Genomic DNA, 24,344 nt, shown 5'->3' with positions numbered 1-24,344 from the left:
TTATTTCCTGGGAAATCTACTAAATTCCGAGTATTTCTTTTAAATCTGCTAGTTTATTTTTCGATAATGGGACTACTGTTTTTTCAGAGCTATTTAGTGCCAAACTATAGCTATTGCGTGTCCAAGTAATGATTTCACGTACCTTTTGTAAGTTGACGATATATGAACGGTGGCATCTGAAAAATCCGAATGGTGTCAGTTTTTGTTCTAAATCGTTAAGTGACAGTGTGCAAGGAAATGCTTCACCAGCAACATACACAGAAACAACACCTTCTACACTTTCAATGTAGTCAATCTCAGGTGGGTTAAACAGAATGATCTTATCATTTTTCTTTGTAGGAATTTTATCGAGTCGTATTGGCGCATTTTCAATAGGGGAGGGGGTTGTTTCTATGTCCTCCTCTTTTACATCAAGAGTATGTAAGCCTTGTGCATCTAATCTGTATATTTCGCCACTCGAAATAAGTAACTCCTCAAAGTTGTTGGAAAGTAAAATAATTGTTTTTTCTTGTTTTTGAAGGGCAGCTAAAAGCTGAAGCACGTTTTGTTTCGAGAATTCATCTAGATTTTGAAACGGCTCCTCGATCACTTGAAGTGGAGCAGTATTTAAATAAGTATGGAGCAATTTCAAGCGCTGTTTTTCACTATTTTTAAGCTTGCTAATAAAGGTGTTTTTTTGCTCAGTCAGGGCAAAAAGTTTTAATAGCTCTTCCTTGCTTTGTGAATGGGCACTGAAAAGCCCTTGGCAAAAATGAATATACTCAGCTACCTTGAGTCTTTCATATAAAGCATGTTCACGTTCTTGTGTATATGTATTTTGTTGTTTCGTAAACCATTGCAGTAATGTGTGGATCTTCGCCACATCTGTATAGATACCAATAATAGCTCCCGTTTGAAAAGGAAGTTGAAAGCTTGGATAAATGACATTACCCGATTCAGTGTAAGGCTCGATCTCTAAAAAATTGTGTTGATTCAAAGCGATATCCTCCAGAAAATAGTAGATTTTTATATAAAATTTTTTATTTGCGAGCGTGCATGCAAAGCGCTTTCTAGATGAAAAGCACGATTTTGCTCATCCATAAAGCCATGTTCACCAACAAATTGCATGATTTGTACAAAATGTATGTGTTGGAGTGTGTGTTTCATTTCATTAATATCGAAACTTTTTTCATGGCTAGGCATTAGTACGAGTGTTGGGCAACTTGGCCGGATATCTAAGTATTGACGAATACGTGAGCCATAAACACAAACAACACGACGCAAGGGCAATGTAGAAAGTCGCCAAGCAAGTGTAGCACCTACACTAAAGCCAATCAAAACGACTTCTTCATATTGTTCGATGGCTATCCTTAGCTGCTGTGATAACTGTTCGATAGGTGCGTCAAAGCCAACTTCTTTAGTGAAATATGCGTAAGCTTCTTCTTCTTGCGCATAGGAAAACACTTTTCCTTCAGGATAAAGTGCCACACATTCAACTACAGTTTGGTCATCACTAAATTCACTGGCTTGTTCTTGTATAAAATTATTCACACCATATATTTCGTGCAAGATAAATACTTTCCGTTTCATGTTATCACCTATTTTATATTTTTTATTTAGTGATTCAAAACAGGCATGTTCCTTAAGAGCCTGGAAACATGCCTGTTCTATGTGGAGCATAGTGCACACTTGATACTTATACTTCTGATTCCTCAAATAACTCCTTGGAGATGGCTAAGAATTTTTTAAGGGCATTAGATAAAGGAACATCATGACGTCTAATAAAGACCGTTGAAACATGTTGATCATGATGTGGAACCGAATAGAAGTTGATATTTCTGCTTTCTTTTAGTTGATTAGCCATACATTTTGAAACAAGAGCAACACCTAAACCAGCCTTTACACACCCTAACATGCCTTCAATTGTTCCAAATTCCATTTTCTTAACTGAAAAAACCCCTTCATCCCTTAGCCATTGTTCTAACTTGGCACGATAGGTGCATCCTGGACGGAAGACAAGAATCGTTTGATTTTGTAAATCTTTTATTGAACGGATAGGTGATTGAGATTTATTTGATATAAAGACTAATTCCTCTTCGATAAGAGATTCCTGGATGAGTTTAGGATGGTTAATGGTGTCGGTAATAAAAGCACCATCTAAATTAAATTTTAATAGTTCATTTACAAGTTCCTCAGTGGATCCAGTTTTCAGAGATAAGTTCACTTCTGGATATTGTTTATGATACATGGAAAGAACAGAAGGTAGGCGGACAGCTGTTGTAATATCTGTTGCACCTATGGACAATGGGCCGGAAGGGTAGATTGGATTTTTCAATGCTTCTTTCGCTTCCGTGAAAAGATTTAAAATTCGTTCTGTATAGCCTAACAGTATTTCGCCGTCAGATGTTAAGGCCACACCTCTATTACTTCTATGAAATAAGGATGTATCGAGCTCAGCTTCTAACTTATTAACTCGATTCGTAATGTTGGATTGTACATAATTTAATTGAACAGCAGCTTTACTGACATTACCATGTAGGGCTACAGCTTGAAATATTTTTAGATCTTTAACATCCATTTACAAGCGCCTCCTTCCTTTGGTATCGAATTTGGTGATATTGACCATTTATTACAATCATTTTACATGATATTAATGTGCTCTTACAATGAAAATGTAATATATGTAAATTATTTGGAGCGGTGGGTGGAGTGAAGATGTTTTATTCTAGAGTTTATAAACGGTGTGTAGGATTAGTGGCTGAAGCCATATATAAGGTAGCAAAAGAGTATGCATTTTCGAGGGTTAAACAATGAAAATCCTCTTAGATGCTGTATTGCCGGTTTTTGCAATTATGTTTTGTGGATATCTCTCTGGAATCTTTGGAATTGTAACTAAATCAGGTTCTAAAAGCTTAAATAATTACGTTTTCTATGTTGCATTGCCTGCGTTACTTTTCCTTACTACTGCGACAGCGCCTGTTAAACACCTAGCAAATTGGAGTTTTATCAGTATTAATTTAGGCGGGATCCTTGCAAGCTTCATTATTGCTATGATAATTTCAAAATTTGTTTTTAAAAATGACTTTTCTACATCTTCTTTATATGGAATGAATGCCTCTTACGGTACAACTGGATATATGGGAATCCCGTTAGCAATTGCTGCTTTTGGTCAAGAAGCAGCCTTACCAGCAGCACTTGCAACATTAATTCATAACATTCCTGTTATAACTATCGTCCTTTTATCATTCGAAGTATCCAGAACAATGAAGAATTCAGAATCGGGTAAACATGTTTTTGAAATAGCATGGGATGTCTTAAAACCAGTTTTAAAAAATCCATTAACAATTTCAGTAGTAGCCGGAATTGTTATAGCGATATTAGAATTTGAATTACCTACCCCTATACAAACCTTTGCACAATTACTTTCAGATGCTTCTGGCCCAACAGCTCTGTTTGCATTGGGGCTTGGATTAGTAGGGCAAGTCGGTTTTATAAAAGAGTTTGGAATGAAAAAATCTGAAATTGCCATTATTGTAGCTTTAAAGCTACTGATTCAGCCTTTAATTACGATTTTATTAATGATGTTTGTATTTGAGGTTGATATACTTTGGGGGATTATTGCTGTCTTAATGTCGGCTTTACCAGTAGGTGCTGGCGTTTTTGTATTTGCTCAGAAATATGAAAAATTAGAGAAACAAACATCTATAGGTATCTTAGTGTCCATGGTTATATCTATTTTTACGGTTTCTAGTTTACTAATATACTTTAGTTAGAAAATCCCACTATAAATCCACTTTAAGGATCCTAATGAGAAAGCCCAATTACAATTAAAGAATTGGACTTTTTCATTATATTATCAAATGTAATGGATTACGAATGAGAAGAGAGCCAATCATGCTTATCCTACAATCATTCAGTGCTTAAAGATGCGACGCTACTATTTTCAATTAACTTAGGAATTAAACAGATGTTTTCATACGGTTTATTCGGTTTTAGTATTCTGTCAAACAAGAGCTGACATGCTTTTTCACTTAATTCTTTTGTATTTTGGTCAACGGATGTTAGCTCAATACCAATCACATAAGGGTAAATCGAGTTATCGTAACTGACTAATGAATAATCGTCTGGAATATGCTTCTTTTGTTCATACATAAATTTTAAGAAACCGAGTGTCATCATGTCATTCGTAATGAAAACCGACGTAATATCTTCTTGAAGAAGCTGGTTGCCAGCACGATAGCCACTTTCAATTTGATAATCTCCTTCTATTATATAGGCATCGTTAATGTCACAATTAAATTCGCGCATTGCTTTTAAATAGCCATTTAATCGGAGACGGCCGTTATTTGAGAACTCTGAACTAGAAATACAAGCTATTTTTCGATGTCCGTGTTCTAATAAATGTTTAACGGCTAAATAAGCACCTTTTTCATTGTCGAATAATACCTGATCACACTCGAGATTTGAATAAACACGGTCTATCATTACGTAGGGGATGTTCATTTTTGATAATACTGCTACTAATTCTTCATTGTTTTTATAGGATTCATCACTTGGTATGATGAATAAGCCATCAACAGATCGTGATAGTAATAAATTTACGACAAGTAAGTCATTTTGATATTCATTGTTTGTGTTTAATATCATCAATGCATATCCTTGTTCACGACAGAAAATCTCTATATTTTTGGCTAGTGATGAGAAGAAGATGTTTTCTATATCTGGAATGATTAATCCTAATGTTTTTGTTTGTTTTGTCACAAGACTTCGGGCCATCTGATTAACCGAATAGTTATATTGATTGGCGATGCTTTTAATTCTTTCTTTTTTTTCAGTAGATATTCGACATGGCCGATCATTTAAAACTAATGAAACGCTACTAGGTGAAACTTCAGCCATTCTAGCGATATCTTTGATTGTAACCTTCATCGTTTGTTTTCCACCCTTAAATAGTTGATTCTAATTTAAGTATAGCGTTTACCTTATATTTTTCAATTTCCTTACTTAATATAAAAAGCAGTAGAAATAGTTTATATCACTATTTCTACTGCTTTTTCTTATAAGAAGATAATCATTGAAAGAATGAACATGAAGATTACACCGGCGATCATAGGTACGGAAGTACGTTTAACGATTTCAAGTGGTTCTACTTTCACTGTTCCTGCTACGATTAAGACAACTGCAGCAACCGGTGAAACAGCTCTGAATAAGTTGCCAGCTAGTCCCATAGGTACTGAAAGAGCAAGTGGACTGATATCTGCAACGGCTGCTAAAGGAACCATTAAAGGTACCATCGCGAAGAATAGGGCAATACCACTTCCGCTTAGTAATACGATTAGTGCTGTGAAGAGTACTAAGATTAACGGTAAAATGAAACCAAATCCGCTACCTTGAGTATGTTGCATCGTTTCTTGTAGTGCATCGATTAAGCCAATTGATTTTAAACCAGTTACAAAGACAGAAGCTGCAACGATTAAGGCTACGATTGGAATCGCACCGCCCATGCCTTTAAAGAATACTTCAGTGTCTGCCAATACTTTTTTGTCTGCTTTATGGCGAATTAATTCACACACAATTGCTAGTACGAAAGATACTAATGCTGCAACTTCTACGCTAATTGAAATCGAAGTACCTGTTGCCATTTGTACTGCGTATGCAACTAGAAGTAAAATGATAGGGAAGACAGGTAGAATTGCGTAAACTGTTTTAAATAATTTTCCACCTTCAAGAGCTTTAACTTCTTGCACTTCAACATCTGACTCTTGGTGTTTAGCATTTGAACGTTTGTCCATATATTTTTGCCATAAGTAGTGAACAAGAGCGATGAATAAAAGTGTAGGGATTGAAACAATTGCATGGTAGTTAAATACATATTGTGAAACTGTCAAATCAGCAAACGCAGCATGTTTAGCTAGCTCTTCAGCGATCGCTACGTTATCACTACCAAGTGGTGTTGGTACAATTGTTGCAGAAGTTGCAATAACAGCTGCAATACTTAAAGCGGACATCCCTGCTCGTTTTAGTACAGGATATAAAGTAGCTAATAAAATAATCGCTAAGTTTGAAGCACTAGGAACTACTAGTGATAATAGGTTTCCTAATAAGAATACAAGTGGTACTAAGAAGTACACTGATTTTACTTTTGAAATTGGCTTCGTTAATACTTCTACAGTGACATCATTTGCACCGATGGATGACATGTATGCTGTATATCCACCGAGAATTAAGATAACAAAACCAGCTGACATAAGTGTGTCTTTAAACTGTGCAACGATTACTTGTAACGGATCTAACCATAATGATCCGGTTGAAACGAATTCTTTAACAGCAATGTCTTTGCCCATTAATACAGCAACGACTATTAGAACCATACCCATTAAAAAAAGTGAGATTTTAATATCCATTTTTTTAATTAACATATAAATTACAACTGCAACAGCTAATATTGCTGCACCATACATAATGATATTTTCCACGATGTTCAGCTCCTTATAGAAGTTTTTTGAAGAAATGAGGGTTCTACACCAAATTCTGTGCGTACCAGCACATTCCACTACAGGCGGACGCTTTGCCGCTGACGCTTCGCTTTCGCGCAGAGCAAGAGCTTCCTGGGGGCGAACCTTGAGCCGCTTCGGGGGCAACAGGATGTTGGTCATGAAGGCGTTGTCACAGGACGTGACGTTTTTAGCCTTCGTTCTACTGGTGCTCCTGCGGGGTCTCAAGCTGTTCGCTAATCCCCGAGGAGTCGCCGCCTTCCGTTCCATGTGCTTACATCATTTTTAAAATCAAATACATGTTTCAGTGATGACCCGAAATGAGAGTCTGTTTTTTTTTTTTTAATTGAATTTTAGGCATTCTTGTATGAAGTCTTTTTCAAGTCCATACAAGAATGCGCTTTCATTTTAGTTGCATTTAGAAAGGCTTTCCATGAACCATGTTTTAAACATATCTGGGTCAATGTCTGTGCATACTTTTGCGTTATTTTCTTGGCCTAAATAGCCTTTAAAGTCAACAACTGTACAGCCAGCTGTCATCGATCCATTCAGTTCAATATCTACAAATGTTTCTTCCACTGTAAACATCTCTGGTTTTAACAGATAAGCAATTGCACAGCTATCATACATTTTTAAACCAGTTTTCATGCTACCGCCGCGATAGCGTTGGAACAGTTGATAAATCATGCCGCCTGTTTTGTTCATGTCTTTTAATTTTTGGCTATCTTCAGGGTATACAAGTGCTTTCCAACCAACATCTAAACCAACCATTACTAATGGTAGCTTGCTAGAAAATACGATTTTAGCTGCTTCCGGATCTGCAAAGATGTTATACTCTGCCATTACGCCAGCATTTCCTCTGCCTGTTGAACCACCCATTAAAACAATTTCTGCAATGTTTTCTTTTACTTCTGGATACATTTTTAGAAGTAGGGCAATGTTTGTTAATGGACCGATTGGCACAAGAGTAATTGGTTCTTCGCTTTCCATAATGACACGTCGCATTGAATTGACAGCGTTTTCATTTATGAGATAGCTTTTCGTTGGTTCAGCAAATTCATAGCCACCCATACCTGAATCTCCATGCACGTTGGATGCTTCAATTGGTTTTTTGATTAACGGTTCTGAGGCACCCATCGCAACAGGGATGTCTTTTTGGAATAATTCTAGTAATCTTTCAGCGTTATAAGTAACTTTATCTAATCCAACATTTCCTGCTACAGTTGTAATCAGTCGCACATCTAATTCTTCACTGAATAGTGCAATAGCAAGGGCCACTGCATCATCGATTCCTGGGTCTGTGTCAATAATAATTGGTCTTTTAGTTAATTTAGTCATTTTAGTCATTTTAGTTTTCCTCCTTAAAATACGAAATAATTTCATCTCTTGTTGGGATAGAAGGTTGTGCACCTTGTTTCATTACAGCTAAAGCGGAAGCCTTAGAAGCATATTTCATACTTTCAGCAATAGTTTCTCCGTTCGAGAAGCTATATAAGAATGTACCAATATAAGTATCTCCGGCAGCCGTTGTATCTACTGCTTTTACTTTGTAACTAGAAACAGATATAAATTCATTTGCTTGACCATAGACGCTACCATTCACACCTAATGTAATAATGGCTGAATGAACGCCTGCTTCAAAAAGAATGGCCATTGCCTTTTTGCATTCTTCTTCTGTTGTTGGATAGATGTTTGTTAATAATTCGCATTCTGATTGATTAACAATGATTAAATCAATATATTTATAGGATTCTGAAGGAATCGCTTTCGCTGGAGCAGGATTTAAAACAGTAAACAATCCTCTGCTTTTTGCTTCTTTAAGTGCTTCAAGTACAATGTCTTGTTTGTTTTCAAATTGTGTTAAAAAGATATCTTCTTTGTTTGCTATTTGTTGCAAAGCAAAAGAGATTTCCTTATTCTCTACACAATGATTAGCACCTGCGTTTAAAATAATGCGATTATCACCTTGACTTCTAACGATAACAGCAACGCCAGTAGGTACTTCTGCACGTTCAGTAATATAACTGCAATCCACTTGATTTTCTGTTAAAGAAGCAATAAGTTCCTTACCAAAAATATCTTGGCCAACTGAAGCTAACATATACGTTTGTGCACCACTTTTTGCGGCTGCTACAGCTTGATTTCCACCTTTTCCACCAGGAGCAGTGAAAAAAGAATGTCCATCGATGGTTTCACCCGATTTGGGCATTTGGTCAGCTTCAATGGACAAATCCATATTCAAACTACCAAAGACGATAATTTTTCTCACACATTTCATTCCTTTCAAACGAACGATGTAAGTCTTTTTAAATTGATGTGATCATAAAAAACAAAAATATTATTGTTAGCGGTTACATTTAGTTGATAAAACGTTTTAGCAAGTAGATAATAACACCGATATTTCGAAAAGACCATGGAAAAATTTTAGTGATATACCAACCTTTATTAAGAATTGTAGTGTTTCAAACCGTATAAACGAAGGAGTTTAATAAATCGACACATTTTCTATCCGACTTGCCCATTTTTACGTAGTGGGCTACAAGTGATTTAGAATGGAGGGGGGATAATGTTGAAGAAATTGAGATGAAAATAGCCTGCTGAAAATTTAGCAGGCTAGGGGATTCAGCTATTAATGAAGTAGTTTGTGAAGAAGTATGGCTGCTTCTGCGCGCGATAATGTAGCATCTGGGCGGAAGTATTGTTGTTCATCACCAGTGAAAATATCAGCCTGTTGTAAAGCATAGACAGCTTCTTTTGCTTCTAGTGATATGGCCTGATCATCTGTAAAAGTCTGTTTTTCTTGTACTTTCACAAAATCCGAGTTTGTAACTCGTATATAGCGGTATAAAATTTGTGCGGTTTCTTCACGTGTAATTGATTCATACGGCTTAAAATGACCAGTAGCGGTATTGAGTAAATTGTTTTTACTTGCCCAAGTAACAGGTTGCGCGAAATAATCGCTAGGTCGAACATCCGAAAATTGGACCTTATTAGTAGGGGTAATGGATTGCATCCGACTTAATGCTGTCACAAATTGTGCGCGTGTCAGCTGTGCATTGGGCTTGAATTCTTCCTTTGTTACTCCTTGGAATAATCCAGCTGTTGCGACAGATTCAATCGCAGTTTGCGCCCAGTGACCTTGAACATCAGTGAATGTTACAGAGGATGGGGCGCCAATTGTAAGGGCTGTTACTGTACCACTTACCTCATGTGCTACCAATAAAGTAGGTAATCCGGTAGGGCTTTGCTGAGCAGAAATGAAAGCAAGTCCTTCTGGTGAAACATCCCCTTGAATATCTTTGCTAAAGTCACGCTCGTTCATATATTGCACAAATGTAGGTGCTTGTGGATTTGTAATATCGTACATCATAACGCCACCAACACGTTCAATACCGATAAAGGCGTAAGTATGGTCGCCAATTTGCCCAATCTTTACATCCTCGGGCTCAGGTCCCTTTTTACCACTACGGTTATCTAACTTCGTATTGTTGTTGGAGGCATTAAAGAATTCCGGTAGTGCTTTGGCGATAATCGTCTCAAAATCGCTACCACTATCAAAAACTTGCGTCATCGTGTCTGCCTCGTAAATCGAGAAGGAACGCCCACCGAAAATATACGTATCTTCTTTTGCAAAGCCATCGTAGTCAGCTATATCAAAAAGTACGACCTCATTGCCATTTAATTCTGTTTCCTTTTCGTTCAAGTAGCCATTCCAATCTCTTGAATCTCCTTCGTTGGCTGTCACGATATAAGTCTTCCCATTTGTTTCATATGCTGCAATTCCATCAGGCATATATATGCCTTTGACTGATTCAGGTTGAATAGTAATGGTTTTATCCTTCATTAAATCGAGCGCATTTCGTTCTTGGCTATGATCCTTAAAGCCAAGACCTTGCATGTTATCCCATTCATTAGTGGAAAGATTGAGAGTAGCAATTGCATTTGCTTCTTGTAGTGCGACATAAGCGAACTTGCTATCGGCACTTACTGCAATATATTCGGGCTCTAAATCAACAGAAGGTGCAGTTTCTTTCTTTAAAATTACTCCATTAGCAACGAGTGAGTCGCGCTGTCCATCTAGGCTTTCAAAAGTAATCGTTTTTGCGATGGCTTTTGTGACACCAGCGGAAATATCAATGACACTCACGCTACCTTGAGGATCAGCTACACCAGTTACATAGCCTTCGCGTGGTTCACCTTCATTTGCAACTAGGATCTTTTTACCGTCTGGTGTAAAGGTCACCATGTCAGGTTGTTTCCCTGCTTCTATGACATGTAAAAGGTTCCCTTCGTAATCTAAGAAGACGGCTAATCCATTGTCGTTATAGCCAGCAGCTTGAACCGCTGCCACTATGACATCTAGCTCGGTATTAATGCTAATGCTTGTGACATCGCCGTATGTAAAGTTCGGCTTTACTTTTTTTAGATTCTCTTCTAGGTTAATTGTCTTTTCTGCTTTCAAAGCGTTAAAAGCTGAGCTACTAGGTAATTTTACAACCTCTAACTGTTTCGTTGTGCCGTTAATGACATAATATTTTTGATTATCCGTATTGTAGGCAACGATTTCAGTGGCGCCACCATCTTCATTTTGCACACCAGAATCATAGCGAGAAGACACCTTCATCTCTAGCCCATGTTTTATTGATGTTTCTGCTTTTGCCGAAGAGATTGTTCCACCAAAAGATAAGCCCGTAAAGACAAGTGAACAACTCGCAGCCAAAACTGCTAATTTCTTAGATTTCATCCATTCATACCCCCATTGTGTAATTGTTATCTACAGTACAGGGTGAATGTAAAGGACGTATGAAAAGATATTAAAAAAATATAAAGTTATGAATGTATTTATTTACAATGTGTTAATTACCAAAAGTAAGATTGATCTTACGACTATGTTTTTCAGTATTTAAGGAATTAATTCAGCGTTCATAGTTTGTTTCTATCGTTATCATAGAAACAATAGAATGGTTTGATAGTTAGCTAGTTCCTATAATAATAAGTAATCGACGACTCTTATGTTGATATGAAAAGTAAAGGGGGGAAATGGTTTGTCTACGAATATTGCCGGTACAAAAATTCCACATAGTCGTCTTGCAGTAGAGGCTCAGGATATTTTGAAAGCGCATGGTTCTGACTTGCTTTGGAATCACTCGAATCGAGTCGATTCTATCTATTCGGGGCATTGCAAGACGAAAAGGCGAAGAGAAGATATGATGCCGAACTTTTATATGTCAGTGCAATATTTCACGATTTAGGTTTAACGAAAAAACATAGTAGCCTAGATAAACGCTTTGAAGTAGATGACGCAAATGCTGCTCGTCAGTTTTTAGCATTGCACGATATAGATGAGCGTTCGATTCAACTTGTATGGGATGCAATTGCATTACATACAACAATAGGCGTTGCAGAACATAAGGAAAATGAGGTTGCGTTGTTGTATGCAGGAGTGGGTCTCGATGTAATGAGGGATGGCTATCACGACTTAACAGCTGCTGAACGAGACGCAATCACGCAGGCATTTCCACGAAATCAATTTAAACAAGAAATATTGCCGGCATTTTTTGAAGGGTTTAAGCATAAGTCTGAAACGACTTTTGGCAATATAAAGTCCGATGTATATATTCCAAATTATAAATCAAAAAATTACTGTGATTGTGTACTACATTCACCGTGGGCTGAGTAAATTCAAACACAAAGTTCTTTATACAGATGCACACGTTTCTCAAAATGCAGAGCTTATTCGTCAAGGTATTGTAGGACCTATTGATTTTGCGATTATTGAGGCAACTGCGATTACGGAAGATGGCTTACTTATTCCAACGACTTCTGTCGGTAATTCACCAATTATTGTGCAAATGGCAAAAGAGATTATTATCGAGTTAAATGTCTCACACCCTGATTCACTAGAGGGTATTCATGATATTTATATTCCAGAGGCACAAGGAGAGCGTAGGCCAATTCCATTAATGGGGGCAGGAGAGCGTATTGGTACAGTAGGAATTCCGTTAGATCTTGCAAAGGTGCGTGGTATTGTTCTTTCTGATATTCCTGATGCTCCTTCAACAATCGTGCCACCAGATGAAGAAACAGCTATTATGGCTGAGCATTTACTAAACTTTTTACGAGATGAAATTAAAGTAGGTCGTTTAACCAATACATTAGCGCCGTTACAATCTGGAGTCGGGTCTGTGGCAAATGCTGTACTGAACGGTTTCTTAGACTCTGAGTTTGAAAATTTAGAGGTGTATTCAGAAGTTTTACAAGATGCAGTGTTTGATTTATTAGATGCTGGGAAGCTGAAATCCGCTTCTGGAACATCAATTACATTGTCGAAGGAACGTGGTGAGCAGGTTTACAGTAATCTTGAGAAATATGCAGATCAATTGATTTTACGTCCACAAGAAATTTCTAACCAACCTGAAATTATTCGCCGCTTAGGATTGATTTCAGTAAACACAGCATTGGAAGTTGATATTTATGGGAATGTGAATTCAACGCATGTCTCTGGTACGAAAATGATGAATGGTATCGGTGGTTCAGGAGATTTCGCTCGAAATGCACGACTGGGTATTTTCGTCACGAAATCTTACGCAAAAGGTGGCAACATCTCAAGTATTGTACCAATGGCTTCACATGTTGATCATACAGAGCATGATGTGGATGTGATTGTAACCGAACAAGGAGTAGCTGATTTACGAGGCTTAGCGCCAAAAGAACGTGTGCCACTAATCATTAATAATTGTGCACACCCTGATTATCGTGAGCAACTATGGGCGTATTACGAAGCGGCAGTGGAGAGAACTGGCAATCATCACACACCACATCTATTAGAAGAGGCGTTATCATGGCATATCCAATTAGCAAAAACAAAGTCGATGAAGAAATAATAAAAACGATGACTGGGCATAACGCTTAGTCATCGTTTTTGGCATTATTGACTTTGGGTCGCTACTTTTAACCCTAGACCAATATAGATAGCGCCTATGATTTTGCCACTCCAACGACTAATTCGAGACGGTCCTTTAAACAGCTGCTGGACTTGTTGTACACCCATAACGATCGACGTTGTATAGAGGATACTTAACACAACAAAGATTAAGCCAAGTGTCAAAATTTGAAGAAAGGCACTACCTTGTTGTGGGTGAACGAACTGTGGTAAAAATGCTAAAAAGAATAATGCGGTCTTCGGATTTAGTACTTCAACGATAATAGCTTTACGATAAGCATCGTTTGAATACTCCGGGGGGCTTTCCGAAAGTGTGGAATCTTTTGGCTTTTCGATGATGGCACGAATACCTAGGTAGATAAGATAAATGGCTCCCGCATACTTTACTATATTGAAGGCTGTTGCAGAGGTCATCAATATAGCAGAAAGGCCAATTGCTGCGAATAATGTATGTATTAAATCACCGGTGGCAATACCTAGCCCTGTCATAATACCAGCTTTACGACCATGCTGAACGGTACGAGTAATTGTTAAAAATACTGCAGGACCTGGTATTAAAAATAGACCAATGACAATCGCGATAAATGCACTAAGCGTGGAAAAAGTGAACATAATATGGACCTCCTACACTTCGATTAATATTGTTGTTACGATTATAGCACTTATGTAAGCAACGACCGCATATCTTGGAGACTTTTTTCAGGTACATACATGCCCATATTTGCTAATTCATCAACGAAGAGTTGGATAAAGGCTTTAGCGCAAAAATTGATGAATTTATCTTTGCGGTATAGTAGTATAACTTCTCGCGTTAACGGAGGATTGCAAATAGAGCGCGCACAAATAGTTTCAGTCTTATGCAGATTATAAAGTGACTTTGAAATAATGGTTGCACCAACATTTTGCTCTACGAAAGTAAAAATCGCATTCGTACTCGCTGTTTCTAATTTTGGTGTGACATGTAAATTTTCGTTGCGCGCAGCACCATCAATCACTTTACGACATTGTTGCATAGTAGGGAATAAAATAAGCGGGTACTGTAACACATCTTTGAATTGCGCAGTTTCTGTACTTAATATTGGATGGTTTGTATGTGCAACAACGAGTAGTTCTTCGGTAAATAACGGAATTTTCACGAGCTGTTCTTCCTCGTAATCAAAATGTTCTTTTGTATAAGTAATCGCAAAATCAACCTTATTATCCTTCAACAGTGATAATAAATCATCAGAGCTGCTGATACTAACTTGAATATCTGGATATTTGCAATGATAGCTCAGTAACTGCTCCGAAACTAGGTTTGTAAGCTCCCCTGGTAATGTGCCCATAACTAAATTTCCAGCGTTTAAGCTTTTCAAATCATTAATTTGATCTTTTGTATTTTCCAAAGCACGGAAAATATGTCCACACTGCTCTAATAAAATTTCTCCGGCATTAGTAATGGCAATTTTCTTACCTAATCGGTCAAATAATGGGACGCCAACTTCATTTTCGAGTACTTTTATTTGGTGGCTCAGTGTTGGCTGTGAAATATTCAATTTTTCCGCTGCTCTAGTAAAATGAAGCTCTCTGCACAGCGTCATAAAATATTCGAGTTGTCGAAGTTCCATTTACATACCTTCTTTTGTATTGAATTCTCGATATGAGCAAAATTACATACTAAAAATATCTAATCTTTTTTAAAAGGGATAGAGGGTGATTTTCGTTCCGGCCGGGCGTTTTCCGGGCGGCGTCCGATGAGCCGCTTCACTCGCAAGCTCGCTTCAGGATCTCATCTAGGACGCTGTTCCCCCAGGAGTCGCCTAGCCTCCACTCCAAAAGTTTACTATGTGGAAAATAGGGTTTGTTAATTTGCTCATTGTAAGTTGAATTGATGAATTAAGTATAGCATTAAAAAAACCTCCTTCACTTATTCTACGAAGGGGGTTTTGATTTGTTTAGGTAAGCTGGGCAACTTGATCGAAGGCATTTAATGCATTTACACCGTGTGCAAGTGCAGAGCCAGCCTTTAAGGCAGTTGCGACCATGATGGATTCTGCAACTTCTTCTTTTGTAACGCCTAGTTTTTTTGCGCCCTGTACATGTAAAGAAATGCAATAAGGACAGCCAGTGGTATGAGCCACAGCAATTGCAATCAATTCTTTTTCACGTCCTGTTAGGAGTCCATCCTTCATTGTTTGTGTATCAAAATTGATAAAGGCTTTAAAGGCATCGGGTTGTAAGCTTGAAAACTCTTTTAAGCGAGAGAAATACTGTTCTTTATAAAGTTCTTCTCCCTCTTCGCCATCATAGGCATTTAATGCATTGACGCCATGGGCAAGTGCAGAACCAGCTTTTAAGGCAGTAGCAACCATAATAGCCTCAGCGGTTTCCTCTTTTGAAGCATTGTTGTTTTTAGCTTGTGTTACATGAAGCTCTATGCAATAAGGACAGCCTGTTGTATGTGCAACAGCTACCGCAATTAATTCTTTTAATTTTGTAGATAAAACACCTTCTTTTAATGCAAGTGAATCAAATTTAACAAAAGCTTTAAATGCCTCAGGTGCAAGATCAGCAAATTCACCTAAGCGATTGAAATAATTTTTTTGATATAGACTTTCAGTTGACATGGAACACGCTCCTCATCATTTACTATTTTTGTTTATAAGCAAAAATTATAGTCCTCAATAAAAATAATTACTAAAATCTCTTATTGGATTGCATCTAATTAGATAGGTGTATCTTGTAGAACAAAATGGTTGCGCACTCATTTTTACTAAATGATATATAAAATACCTTTTAATGTCAAATTATTTTGAATAATTAAAATTTATGTAGTAACCTTTTCTAAGTATATCCATAGAATGATGCGAAACATTTTGTTTAGTGAGAATAATAGGCTGAGAAACGCTTAAAAGTAACTCTTTAACATAGGTTCTTCTTTTTTGGACAACATAACAAAAGAAATAATTGCATGAGGTGATGATCATGATCATTGAAAGGTCGTCCGAGTGGGAAGAAGGCTTCATAGATAGATTGAATAATCCCGAGACATGGGACAGTTGGACGCTATATAAGATGAATTACGAAATAGTAAAAACGAATTTAATTACCGAATTTTCAGGTCTTCAATCGGCTAAATATTTACCAAATCTAACGCCTCTAGCACATCAATTGGAAGTAGCTAGCACGGTTATTGAAAGGATGAATGGCAAAGCTATTCTTGCAGATGAAGTTGGGCTTGGTAAAACAATAGAAGCGGGTTTGATATTGAAAGAGTATCTTATTCGAGGTCTTGTGAAAAAAGCGTTAATTTTGGCGCCAGCGTCGCTTATCAACCAATGGGTGGAAGAATTAAACCAAAAATTTCACATTCCCGCAATTCCTTATAAAAAAAATTACCCGATAGATCGCTACGATATTATTGTAATGAGTATGGATACAGCCAAAAAAAGCCCACATCGAGAGCTTGTATATGCACAAAATTTTGACATGTATATTATTGATGAGGCGCATAAGCTAAAAAACCATAAAACTCAAATATACGAGTTTGTTCAGAGTTTAAAGAAGAAGTTTTGCTTGCTGTTAACGGCCACACCAATTCAAAACGATGTATTTGAGCTCTATTACCTGATTTCTTTATTAAAACCTGGTCATCTAGGTAATTACGAAACGTTCCAATCTGCATTTTCAGCGAGTAAACATGACCTAGAACATGATGACTACTTAAGAGCTTTGGTCAACCAAGTAATGGTCAGAAATAGAAGAGAAGATACTGGGATAGAGTGGACAAATCGTCGTGTTCAAACAATACCTATCCAATTTACAAAAGAAGAAAAGGAAGTTTACGATTTACTTGTAGGGCTTAAAGATGTGTCGTCAGTTTTTTCAGGTTCTTTTTCATTGATTACACTCCAAAAAGAAATGTGCAGTAGTAAGGAAGCTACTTGCCTAACCTTAACTAAAATGCGTGAAAACTGTGTAGAATCAGATGAATTGGCTTATGTTGATGGCATTATCGAAAAGCTAATGGCATTGGAAATCAATTCAAAAGCGGAAAAGGTTTTGGAAATTATAGCTCAAGCAAATGACAAGGTCATTATTTTCACCGAATATAGAGCAACTCAAATCTATTTACAATGGTATCTCCATGTAAAAGGTGTAACTAGTGTGCTCTTTAACGGGAAGTTTAATAAAAACAAACGCGACTATATGAAGCATATATTTAAGGAACAAGCACAAGTATTAATCGCTACAGAAGCGGGTGGAGAAGGGATTAACCTGCAATTTTGTCATCATGTTATCAATTACGATTTACCTTGGAATCCCATGAAGTTAGAACAACGCATTGGACGTGTGCATCGATTAGGGCAAGAACATGATGTTCATATTTACAATCTAGCCATCGAAAACACAATTGAAAACAATATATTGGAATTACTTAATACGAAAATTGGTGTTTTTGAAAAAGTAGTGGGAGATTTAGACGATATTTTAACAAATTTTAAAAAGACAATTTGAGATGATGGTTTCCAAAGCGGATTATTTTACCCGAAAACAAAAAAATAGGGTTCGCAAGGGGAGGATATAAATGTATCCACAACAAGTTCATAGTTACTTGCAGCAATTTTTCACAGAAAATAATTGTTATATTTTGGGCGATAGTGATCATTACATCACGGTTCAATTAACAATTGATATGGATAAGAAAATTATGAATCGTCCTTTTTACTGGCAGTATGTAGAAGCTACAAATGGGGAACCAAATCCAGCTCAAGTAACATTTATTACAGACCAAAATAGACTTGAAGAGAAAATCCTAGGTGAAGTAATATATTTTGGTTCGCCTCGGCTTAGTCAATTATTTCAAGCAACTAAAGAGTTGGGAGCATTTGTACAAATGTTTGAGAAGGTGGAGAGGTTTGAAACCAAACCTCTATTAACGCCTTGGCTTGGTGTGAATTATAAAGTATCGTATTGTAGCGATCAAACGAAAGAAATGCTTTATTCTTTTGGGATTAACCTAATGACAGGTGAGGTTACTGAAGATTTTCAGGAAACATTAACAGATATGGATTTAGATTCAGTTAATTCAGAGGATGCATTTCAAGTCCAATATATTATAAAACCAATACGTGCCCTTCAACGGTTAGATGCAATAGTTGAAGATCTTATTCAAAAAGATGATCACACATGGGCAGAAGAGGCCGGCAGAAGGTGGCAAAGGAGTCAAAGAGTATTAGAGTACTTTTATGAAGGTGTAGAACAAAAGCCAGAGTGTTATGAAATTGAAAAGAAGGCATTGGAAGAACAATACGATGCGAAAATTAAAATTGAAATTATAAATGGTGGGTTATTTTATTTAACATGAAAGTGAAGGAGTTGGCTTAAAGATTCTTTTTTGAGCTGGCTCTTTTTGCGTTTAGTTATCTGTGGTAATATAATTTATGTAATTTTCTGATTTCTAATGAAGTAAGGGGGGGATTTGACGGTGGTGAATGTTTCGTTATTTTTAGTGATGTGTATTTTGCTTATTATTTTACCAGGCCCTGATACAGCCATTGCGACTAAGAATACACTTACTGTTGGTAAGAAGGGTGGATTACAAACCATCATCGGTTCCTGCTGTGGTTTACTCATTCATACGTTCGCTGCAGTCATTGGACTTTCTGCAATTATTGTGAAATCTGCATACGTATTCGCGATTTTAAAATACGTGGGAGCAGTCTATTTATGTTATTTAGGTGTTAAAACTTTATGGGCACTAAAAGCATTACGCTCGCAACAAATAGAAGAAAATGATGAAACGATAACTGATGATAAATACGATAGCCATTCTTCTTTTAAACAAGGATTTTTAACGAATATTACGAATCCAAAAGTTGCTGTATTTTTCTTAACATTTTTGCCTCAATTTGTAGACGGCACAGGTAATACATTCTTGCCTTTTTTAACGATGGGCGTAATCTATACAGCTTTAACGGCTATGTGGTTTGTTTTTTATGTCTACTTATTGGATAAAATCAGTGCCTTTATGAAAAAGCCGAAAACGAAAACAATCATCGAAGGTCTTACAGGTACAATATTAATTGGATTCGGTATAAAGCTTGCATTAGAAAAAGCCCACTAATTGTGGGCTTTTCTAATTTAAACTATTGCAAAATTAATGGTTAATTATGCTTTAGCTTGTTGCTCTGCCACCCAATTATTTGTATCTGCAATTGTTGGGTTAGCTAGGTAATGGCCACCTTCAATTTGAAGTGTTTGACCAGTCATGAACTTAGACTCATTAGAAGCTAAGAATACTACTGCGTGACCGATATCATCTGCCTCACCATGGTATGGAAGAGCATTAAACTTCATAAAGATATCTAGCATATCTTGTGGAATATTACTTTTAGCAGCTGGAGTTAAAATAAGGCCAGGTGCGATTGCATTACAACGAATGTTGTCTTTACCGTATTGAGTTGCAATATATTTAGTCATATTTACAACACCCGCTTTTGTTGCACCATAAGCCGTACGGATTTGATCACTTGCAAATCCAGCCATTGAGGCAGTGTTAATAATAGAACCGCCTCCCGCTTTTTGCATATGAGGAATAGCATAACGGCTACCAAGTAATACTGATTTTAAGTTAATGTTTACTAAACGATCCCATTCATCTAAATCAATATTCACAACGTCTAAATCTTTACGTAAACTAGTACCACCAACGTTATTAAATAGAACTGTTAGTGAGCCATATTGCTCAACAGTGAATTCAACCGCTGCTTCGATAGATTGTGCGTCACCTGCATCAAGGAATACTGCTGATGCTTCATAACCTTCTTTTACTAAAGTTTCTGCAAGTTCTTTTGCACCTTCGATATTATAGTCTGCGATAACAACTTTCGCGCCTTCTTTTGCTAATAATGTTGCTGCTGATAAACCAATTCCTGATGCGCCACCAGTAACTAGTGCTACTTTATTTTCTACACGTTTCATAAGAAATTCCTCCTGCAATAAGCGATAAAAGAGTATGTAATGGAATATATGTACCTTACACTCGTCTCCGTCATTATTCATATTATTGTCACATTTGATAGTTTAGCATTAAATTATTAACAATTAAACAAATATGCCCGAATGTTTTTTTTTTGCTAACGGGATTTTTTGTACAGTATTTTCGAGAAAACACAGAACTGGTGAAATAGAAAATATCAATTCAAGTGATTTTAGATTTAGTAAGTCCACCGACTATTGAGCAAATAAAAAACTCCACGGTATTTGTTAGAGAGGTCACCGTGAAGTTCCAAAGAATAGATATTAAGTTTTGTGGAAAGCTCTCATGTAGGCAAAGTAGTTTATTGGGTATCATGGTCGATTATACGTTGCAGTTGTGCCAATTTATTATCCCAAAACAGCTCAAAGTATTGTAACCAGTCTTCGATTTCTTTCAGTCGCTCTGCATGTAGTGTATATATCTTCTCACGACCACTTTTTTGTGCGGAAATAAGTTTGACTTCTTCTAAAACTTTTAGATGTTTTACGACAGCTGTTCGACTGATGGAAAAATGCTCAGTAATTGCGGCGATTGGTTTGTCGCTTGCCGCAAGAATTTCCAATACATGTCGTCTTGTAGGATCAGCTATTGCTTGAAATACATCGTGCTTTTCAGCGGCTTGGTTCACTCCGCTTCCACTGCCTCTTTTAATTTATGTCCGATAATCATTGACCAGCCACCATCCATATTTCTATGAACATCTTTGACGGCTATGTTTGCTTTCGGCACAATATGTGAAGCTTCTTTCCAACCACCGTGTGTTAACGTAAATTCAGTATTTTCGCCGATTTCTTTTAACTCAAATGTCACAAACCAACCATCAGTATCCCAAGCAAAACGTACATAATGTGGCGCATCTACTTGTTCAACTTTACAAGGTGATGGTCCGAATGGGGATTGTATTGTAAATTCGTGTCCTACTTCAGGCTTAAAATCATTTGGCATAAACCATTTAGCTATTTGCTCTGAGTCTGTAACTTTTTTCCACACCTTTTCAATTGGTGCATTTAACGTAATTGTCTTTACAATATTTTGTAATTTTTCAGTCATATAAAAACTCCTTTTAAAAAAGTATAACCCTAAGGTGTTGTAATTATGTAACACCTTAGGGTTATATGTCAAGGAGATGGTGTAATTAAAATGTTCATTTCTTTAGCCGGATTGAGCAGAATTATGTTGTTCTAAACCTGCAACATAATTGAAATTTATAAAAATTTCCCGCGTTCTTTTGAAGATTTATGTAATGACGAAACTAATTTGGGGACACACTAACCAAAGTCAGTACGTAACTAGAAAAATGGTTTTTCAAGAAATTTGCAGAAGTTTTTTAACTGAAAAATAGGAATCATTATTCATTTTACAACCCTCTGGCTTTTTGTTAAAATCCATTTTGAAAAGTCTGTCGTCAGATGTCTGTAAATAGATTTTAAAAAGGAAGCGTTTTCTTCCTAAAAAATATGAAGAAGGTGTTTACTATGAACATACTATGGGGAATAGGCGGTATACTTATTGTTTTAGGTATTGCGTTCCTTTTATCAAATGCTAAGAAGTCGATTAAGTGGCAAACAATTCTAGCTGGTTTAACGATTCAAATTTTGTTTGCGTTTATCGTTTTAAAATGGGAAACAGGTCGCCAGGCACTTCTCGCTCTTTCTAACGGTGTGTCAAATTTAATATCGTATGCAAATGAAGGAATTGGATTCTTATTTGGTCCATTAGCAGATACAGAAAATATGGGAGGGATGGTTTTTGCGATTTCAGTGTTAACCGTGATCATCTTCTTTTCTTCCCTTATTTCAGTGCTATATTATTTAGGAATAATGCAGTTCTTTATTCGCATCATTGGAGGAGCGCTTTCGAAGCTCCTTGGGACAAGTAAGGCTGAGTCAGTGTCAGCAGCAGCTAACATTTTTGTTGGGCAGACAGAAGCACCACTTGTTGTTCGACCATTTATCGCGAAAATGACAAAATCTGAATTATTTGCTGTTATGACAGGAGGGCTTGCATCAGTCTCTGGTTCCGTTCTAGTAGGGTATGCGTTGTTAGGTGTACCTCTAGAATACTTACTTGCTGCAAGCTTTATGGCTGCTCCTGCAGGGTTGATTATGGCTAAAATGTTCATTCCTGAGACTGAAACTGTGGACGAAGGAAACTTTAAGTTAGCAAAAGACGAAGAAGCCGCGAATGTAGTTGATGCAGCGGCACGCGGAGCGAGTGATGGTATGAAGCTCGCAGTGAATGTCGGAGCGATGTTACTGGCTTTCATTGGTATTATTGCATTACTTAATGGGCTACTTGGTGGCATAGGCGGTTTCTTTGGATTTGAAGGATTAACAATTGAAGGAATCTTAGGTTTTATATTTTCTCCTTTGGCATTTGCTATTGGTGTACCATGGTCGGAAGCTATTACAGCAGGTTCCTTTATCGGGCAAAAGCTTGTGTTGAATGAGTTCGTTGCTTATTCATCATTTGCTCCGGTTATTGCAGATCTATCAGATAAAACAGTTATTGTAGTCAGCTTCGCATTATGCGGGTTTGCGAATTTAAGCTCAATGGCGATTTTACTAGGTGGTTTAGGTTCAATGGTACCAAGTCGCCGCCAAGATATTGCACGTTTAGGAATTAAAGCTGTTGCTGCAGGTATGTTGGCATCTTTATTAAGTGCTGCAATTGCAGGAATGTTTATCTAACTTCTTTTCACTGAACGTCAGGTGTATTGGTGGATGTTAGATGAAATTGATAAAACAAAATATATAGTTTAGTTTTAGCACCTATTGTAAATAAGCAATAGGTGCTTTTTAGTTTTGAGAAATAACGCATTCATTATGATAAATATGCACACACCCCCTGCAATACAATAATAAGCGCACAATACCCTGTGTGGTATATAATGATTTTAAATTATGCTAAAAATGAGGGATTGGGGGTAAATACAAATGAAGCGAATTAAAACGAATGAAGAGTGGCTGAAAATATTAGAGCAATCGAAAGAACAGCCATTACTAATATTGAAATTCAGTTTGACATGCGTTAGCAGCATATCTGCTTTAAAAGAATTTAAAGCATTAGACACAGTACTTCCTAAATACTTAGTCATTGTGCAGAGAGAAAGGGACGTTTCAAACGTGATTGCACAAGATCTTGGCGTAAAACATGAATCCCCACAACTTCTAATTTTGAAAGAAGGGAAAGGTATTTGGCAAGCCACTCATTACAAAATAAAACGCCCGCTTTTATCTGAAGCAATTGATACATATATTTTATGAAATTTTTTATATTAATGCCGTAATCTGCTGATTTTGCGCGCCATCATAGACGTAATCTAAAGGGGTCAAGTCCCAAACTGCGAAGATGGAAGTAATGGCTAGCCATGTAAAAAGGAGATTCGGGTGTTTCGAGAAGCGTGTAATGCTTTGTTAGATAGAGGAGATCGAGGAAGTACTTAATTCTGAAGTATCTTCAGAATTACACGTATTAACTTTGTGAGCTTCGTTAATAGTTAATGCGTTCTCTTTTTACTAGACAAATATGATTTTTCTTTTTATAATAAATTTGCATTTTTTTTCTTTTGAAGAAATATGATATTATTTAATACGATTAATGGAGGTCATTTAAATGACACAACAAGGTACAGTAAAATGGTTTAACGCAGAAAAAGGTTTTGGATTCATCGAAGTAGAAGGCGGAAACGACGTATTCGCTCACTTCTCAGCTATCCAAGGTGACGGTTTCAAAACACTTGAAGAAGGTCAAAAAGTTGAATTCTCAGTAGAAGAAGGCCAACGTGGACCACAAGCTACAAACATCGTAAAACTTTAATTTTTAATGATGTAACCATAAAAAAGAGGCATCCTTTCATTGGGATGCCTCTTTTTTATTAAAATTTTAGGCTGTTTTCTAAAAGATT

Annotated in this window: 22 protein-coding genes and 1 pseudogene; 9 read left to right on the top strand and 14 right to left on the bottom strand. The window is 36.9% G+C overall.

Going from position 1 to position 24,344, the window contains the following annotated elements; all coding sequences use genetic code 11:
- Positions 1-19: 19 nt before the first annotated feature.
- The 3 genes from ACIQ2D_RS13230 to ACIQ2D_RS13220 all read right to left on the bottom strand — a co-directional run bounded on the left by ACIQ2D_RS13230 (position 20) and on the right by ACIQ2D_RS13220 (position 2,557).
- Positions 20-976, bottom strand: coding sequence for a LytTR family transcriptional regulator DNA-binding domain-containing protein (locus tag ACIQ2D_RS13230; protein WP_402864732.1), 957 nt, complete (start codon positions 974-976; stop codon positions 20-22).
- Positions 977-1,005: 29 nt separating this feature from the next.
- Complete coding sequence (locus ACIQ2D_RS13225; RefSeq protein ID WP_402864730.1) at positions 1,006-1,569, bottom strand: dienelactone hydrolase family protein; 564 nt, start codon at positions 1,567-1,569, stop codon at positions 1,006-1,008.
- A 106-nt stretch (positions 1,570-1,675) separates the two neighbouring features.
- Positions 1,676-2,557 carry a LysR family transcriptional regulator gene (locus ACIQ2D_RS13220; protein WP_402864728.1) on the bottom strand — a complete coding sequence of 294 codons (882 nt, stop codon included), beginning with the start codon at positions 2,555-2,557 and terminating at the stop codon, positions 1,676-1,678.
- Positions 2,558-2,789: 232 nt separating this feature from the next.
- On the opposite strand from ACIQ2D_RS13220, the gene ACIQ2D_RS13215 reads away from it, so the two are divergent.
- Positions 2,790-3,752 carry an AEC family transporter gene (locus ACIQ2D_RS13215; RefSeq protein WP_402864726.1) on the top strand — a complete coding sequence of 321 codons (963 nt, stop codon included), beginning with the start codon at positions 2,790-2,792 and terminating at the stop codon, positions 3,750-3,752.
- 136 nt (positions 3,753-3,888) lie between these two features.
- Here ACIQ2D_RS13215 and ACIQ2D_RS13210 read toward each other — a convergent pair whose 3' ends face one another.
- The 5 genes from ACIQ2D_RS13210 to ACIQ2D_RS13190 all read right to left on the bottom strand — a co-directional run bounded on the left by ACIQ2D_RS13210 (position 3,889) and on the right by ACIQ2D_RS13190 (position 11,217).
- On the bottom strand, positions 3,889-4,908 hold the full coding sequence (locus ACIQ2D_RS13210; RefSeq protein WP_402864724.1) for a LacI family DNA-binding transcriptional regulator: 1,020 nt from the start codon (positions 4,906-4,908) through the stop codon (positions 3,889-3,891).
- Positions 4,909-5,036: 128 nt separating this feature from the next.
- The gene (dcuC, locus tag ACIQ2D_RS13205; protein ID WP_402864722.1) at positions 5,037-6,455 is read right to left on the bottom strand and encodes a C4-dicarboxylate transporter DcuC; all 1,419 of its coding nucleotides are present in this window, start codon (positions 6,453-6,455) and stop codon (positions 5,037-5,039) included.
- A 426-nt stretch (positions 6,456-6,881) separates the two neighbouring features.
- The gene (gene rihC, locus ACIQ2D_RS13200) at positions 6,882-7,811 is read right to left on the bottom strand and encodes a ribonucleoside hydrolase RihC (RefSeq protein WP_402864816.1); all 930 of its coding nucleotides are present in this window, start codon (positions 7,809-7,811) and stop codon (positions 6,882-6,884) included.
- Between the two features lie 10 nt (positions 7,812-7,821).
- On the bottom strand, positions 7,822-8,742 hold the full coding sequence (rbsK, locus tag ACIQ2D_RS13195; protein WP_483869749.1) for a ribokinase: 921 nt from the start codon (positions 8,740-8,742) through the stop codon (positions 7,822-7,824).
- Positions 8,743-9,102: 360 nt separating this feature from the next.
- A complete protein-coding gene (locus ACIQ2D_RS13190; protein WP_402864718.1) occupies positions 9,103-11,217 on the bottom strand; it encodes a choice-of-anchor I family protein in 2,115 nt (704 codons plus the stop codon).
- A 301-nt stretch (positions 11,218-11,518) separates the two neighbouring features.
- Here ACIQ2D_RS13190 and ACIQ2D_RS13185 point away from each other — a divergent pair.
- Both ACIQ2D_RS13185 and scpC read left to right on the top strand, forming a co-directional pair.
- Positions 11,519-12,153, top strand: a pseudogene (locus ACIQ2D_RS13185) (HD domain-containing protein).
- Complete coding sequence (gene scpC, locus ACIQ2D_RS13180) at positions 12,083-13,357, top strand: succinyl-CoA:acetate CoA-transferase ScpC (protein WP_402864716.1); 1,275 nt, start codon at positions 12,083-12,085, stop codon at positions 13,355-13,357. Before ACIQ2D_RS13185 ends, scpC begins: the two are co-directional and overlap by 71 nt.
- A gap of 44 nt (positions 13,358-13,401) precedes the next feature.
- Here scpC and ACIQ2D_RS13175 read toward each other — a convergent pair whose 3' ends face one another.
- From ACIQ2D_RS13175 to ACIQ2D_RS13165, 3 genes are all read right to left on the bottom strand, one after another.
- Complete coding sequence (locus ACIQ2D_RS13175; RefSeq protein WP_402864714.1) at positions 13,402-14,028, bottom strand: LysE family translocator; 627 nt, start codon at positions 14,026-14,028, stop codon at positions 13,402-13,404.
- Positions 14,029-14,078: 50 nt separating this feature from the next.
- Positions 14,079-15,023, bottom strand: a complete 945-nt coding sequence (locus tag ACIQ2D_RS13170; RefSeq protein WP_402864712.1) for a LysR family transcriptional regulator — start codon at positions 15,021-15,023, stop codon at positions 14,079-14,081.
- 327 nt (positions 15,024-15,350) lie between these two features.
- Positions 15,351-16,022, bottom strand: a complete 672-nt coding sequence (locus ACIQ2D_RS13165) for a carboxymuconolactone decarboxylase family protein (RefSeq protein ID WP_402864710.1) — start codon at positions 16,020-16,022, stop codon at positions 15,351-15,353.
- Positions 16,023-16,374: 352 nt separating this feature from the next.
- Here ACIQ2D_RS13165 and ACIQ2D_RS13160 point away from each other — a divergent pair, with 352 nt between their 5' ends.
- From ACIQ2D_RS13160 to ACIQ2D_RS13150, 3 genes are all read left to right on the top strand, one after another.
- The gene (locus ACIQ2D_RS13160) at positions 16,375-17,913 is read left to right on the top strand and encodes a DEAD/DEAH box helicase (RefSeq protein ID WP_402864708.1); all 1,539 of its coding nucleotides are present in this window, start codon (positions 16,375-16,377) and stop codon (positions 17,911-17,913) included.
- A gap of 70 nt (positions 17,914-17,983) precedes the next feature.
- The gene (locus ACIQ2D_RS13155; protein WP_402864706.1) at positions 17,984-18,763 is read left to right on the top strand and encodes a YqhG family protein; all 780 of its coding nucleotides are present in this window, start codon (positions 17,984-17,986) and stop codon (positions 18,761-18,763) included.
- A 120-nt stretch (positions 18,764-18,883) separates the two neighbouring features.
- Positions 18,884-19,522, top strand: a complete 639-nt coding sequence (locus ACIQ2D_RS13150) for a LysE family translocator (RefSeq protein ID WP_402864704.1) — start codon at positions 18,884-18,886, stop codon at positions 19,520-19,522.
- A 44-nt stretch (positions 19,523-19,566) separates the two neighbouring features.
- Here ACIQ2D_RS13150 and ACIQ2D_RS13145 read toward each other — a convergent pair whose 3' ends face one another.
- From ACIQ2D_RS13145 to ACIQ2D_RS13135, 3 genes are all read right to left on the bottom strand, one after another.
- Entirely contained in the window at positions 19,567-20,379 is an 813-nt protein-coding gene (locus tag ACIQ2D_RS13145) for an SDR family NAD(P)-dependent oxidoreductase (protein ID WP_402864702.1), read from the bottom strand.
- A 359-nt stretch (positions 20,380-20,738) separates the two neighbouring features.
- Positions 20,739-21,065, bottom strand: a complete 327-nt coding sequence (locus ACIQ2D_RS13140; RefSeq protein ID WP_402864700.1) for an ArsR/SmtB family transcription factor — start codon at positions 21,063-21,065, stop codon at positions 20,739-20,741.
- Positions 21,062-21,487 carry an SRPBCC family protein gene (locus ACIQ2D_RS13135; protein WP_402864698.1) on the bottom strand — a complete coding sequence of 142 codons (426 nt, stop codon included), beginning with the start codon at positions 21,485-21,487 and terminating at the stop codon, positions 21,062-21,064. The genes ACIQ2D_RS13140 and ACIQ2D_RS13135 overlap by 4 nt, the downstream gene beginning before the upstream one ends.
- Before the next feature lie 425 nt (positions 21,488-21,912).
- On the opposite strand from ACIQ2D_RS13135, the gene ACIQ2D_RS13130 reads away from it, so the two are divergent.
- The 3 genes from ACIQ2D_RS13130 to ACIQ2D_RS13120 all read left to right on the top strand — a co-directional run bounded on the left by ACIQ2D_RS13130 (position 21,913) and on the right by ACIQ2D_RS13120 (position 24,256).
- Positions 21,913-23,127, top strand: a complete 1,215-nt coding sequence (locus ACIQ2D_RS13130; RefSeq protein WP_402864696.1) for a NupC/NupG family nucleoside CNT transporter — start codon at positions 21,913-21,915, stop codon at positions 23,125-23,127.
- 246 nt (positions 23,128-23,373) lie between these two features.
- Positions 23,374-23,703: a bacillithiol system redox-active protein YtxJ gene (ytxJ, locus tag ACIQ2D_RS13125; RefSeq protein WP_402864694.1), complete on the top strand. Its 330-nt coding sequence runs from the start codon at positions 23,374-23,376 to the stop codon at positions 23,701-23,703.
- Positions 23,704-24,052: 349 nt separating this feature from the next.
- A complete protein-coding gene (locus tag ACIQ2D_RS13120; protein ID WP_402864692.1) occupies positions 24,053-24,256 on the top strand; it encodes a cold-shock protein in 204 nt (67 codons plus the stop codon).
- Positions 24,257-24,344: the final 88 nt, after the last annotated feature.

The organism is Lysinibacillus sp. NPDC097287, from assembly GCF_044761695.1.
In the GTDB taxonomy this organism is placed as follows: Bacteria; Bacillota; Bacilli; order Bacillales_A; family Planococcaceae; genus Lysinibacillus.
This window is presented reverse-complemented; position numbering and strand designations above follow the sequence as displayed.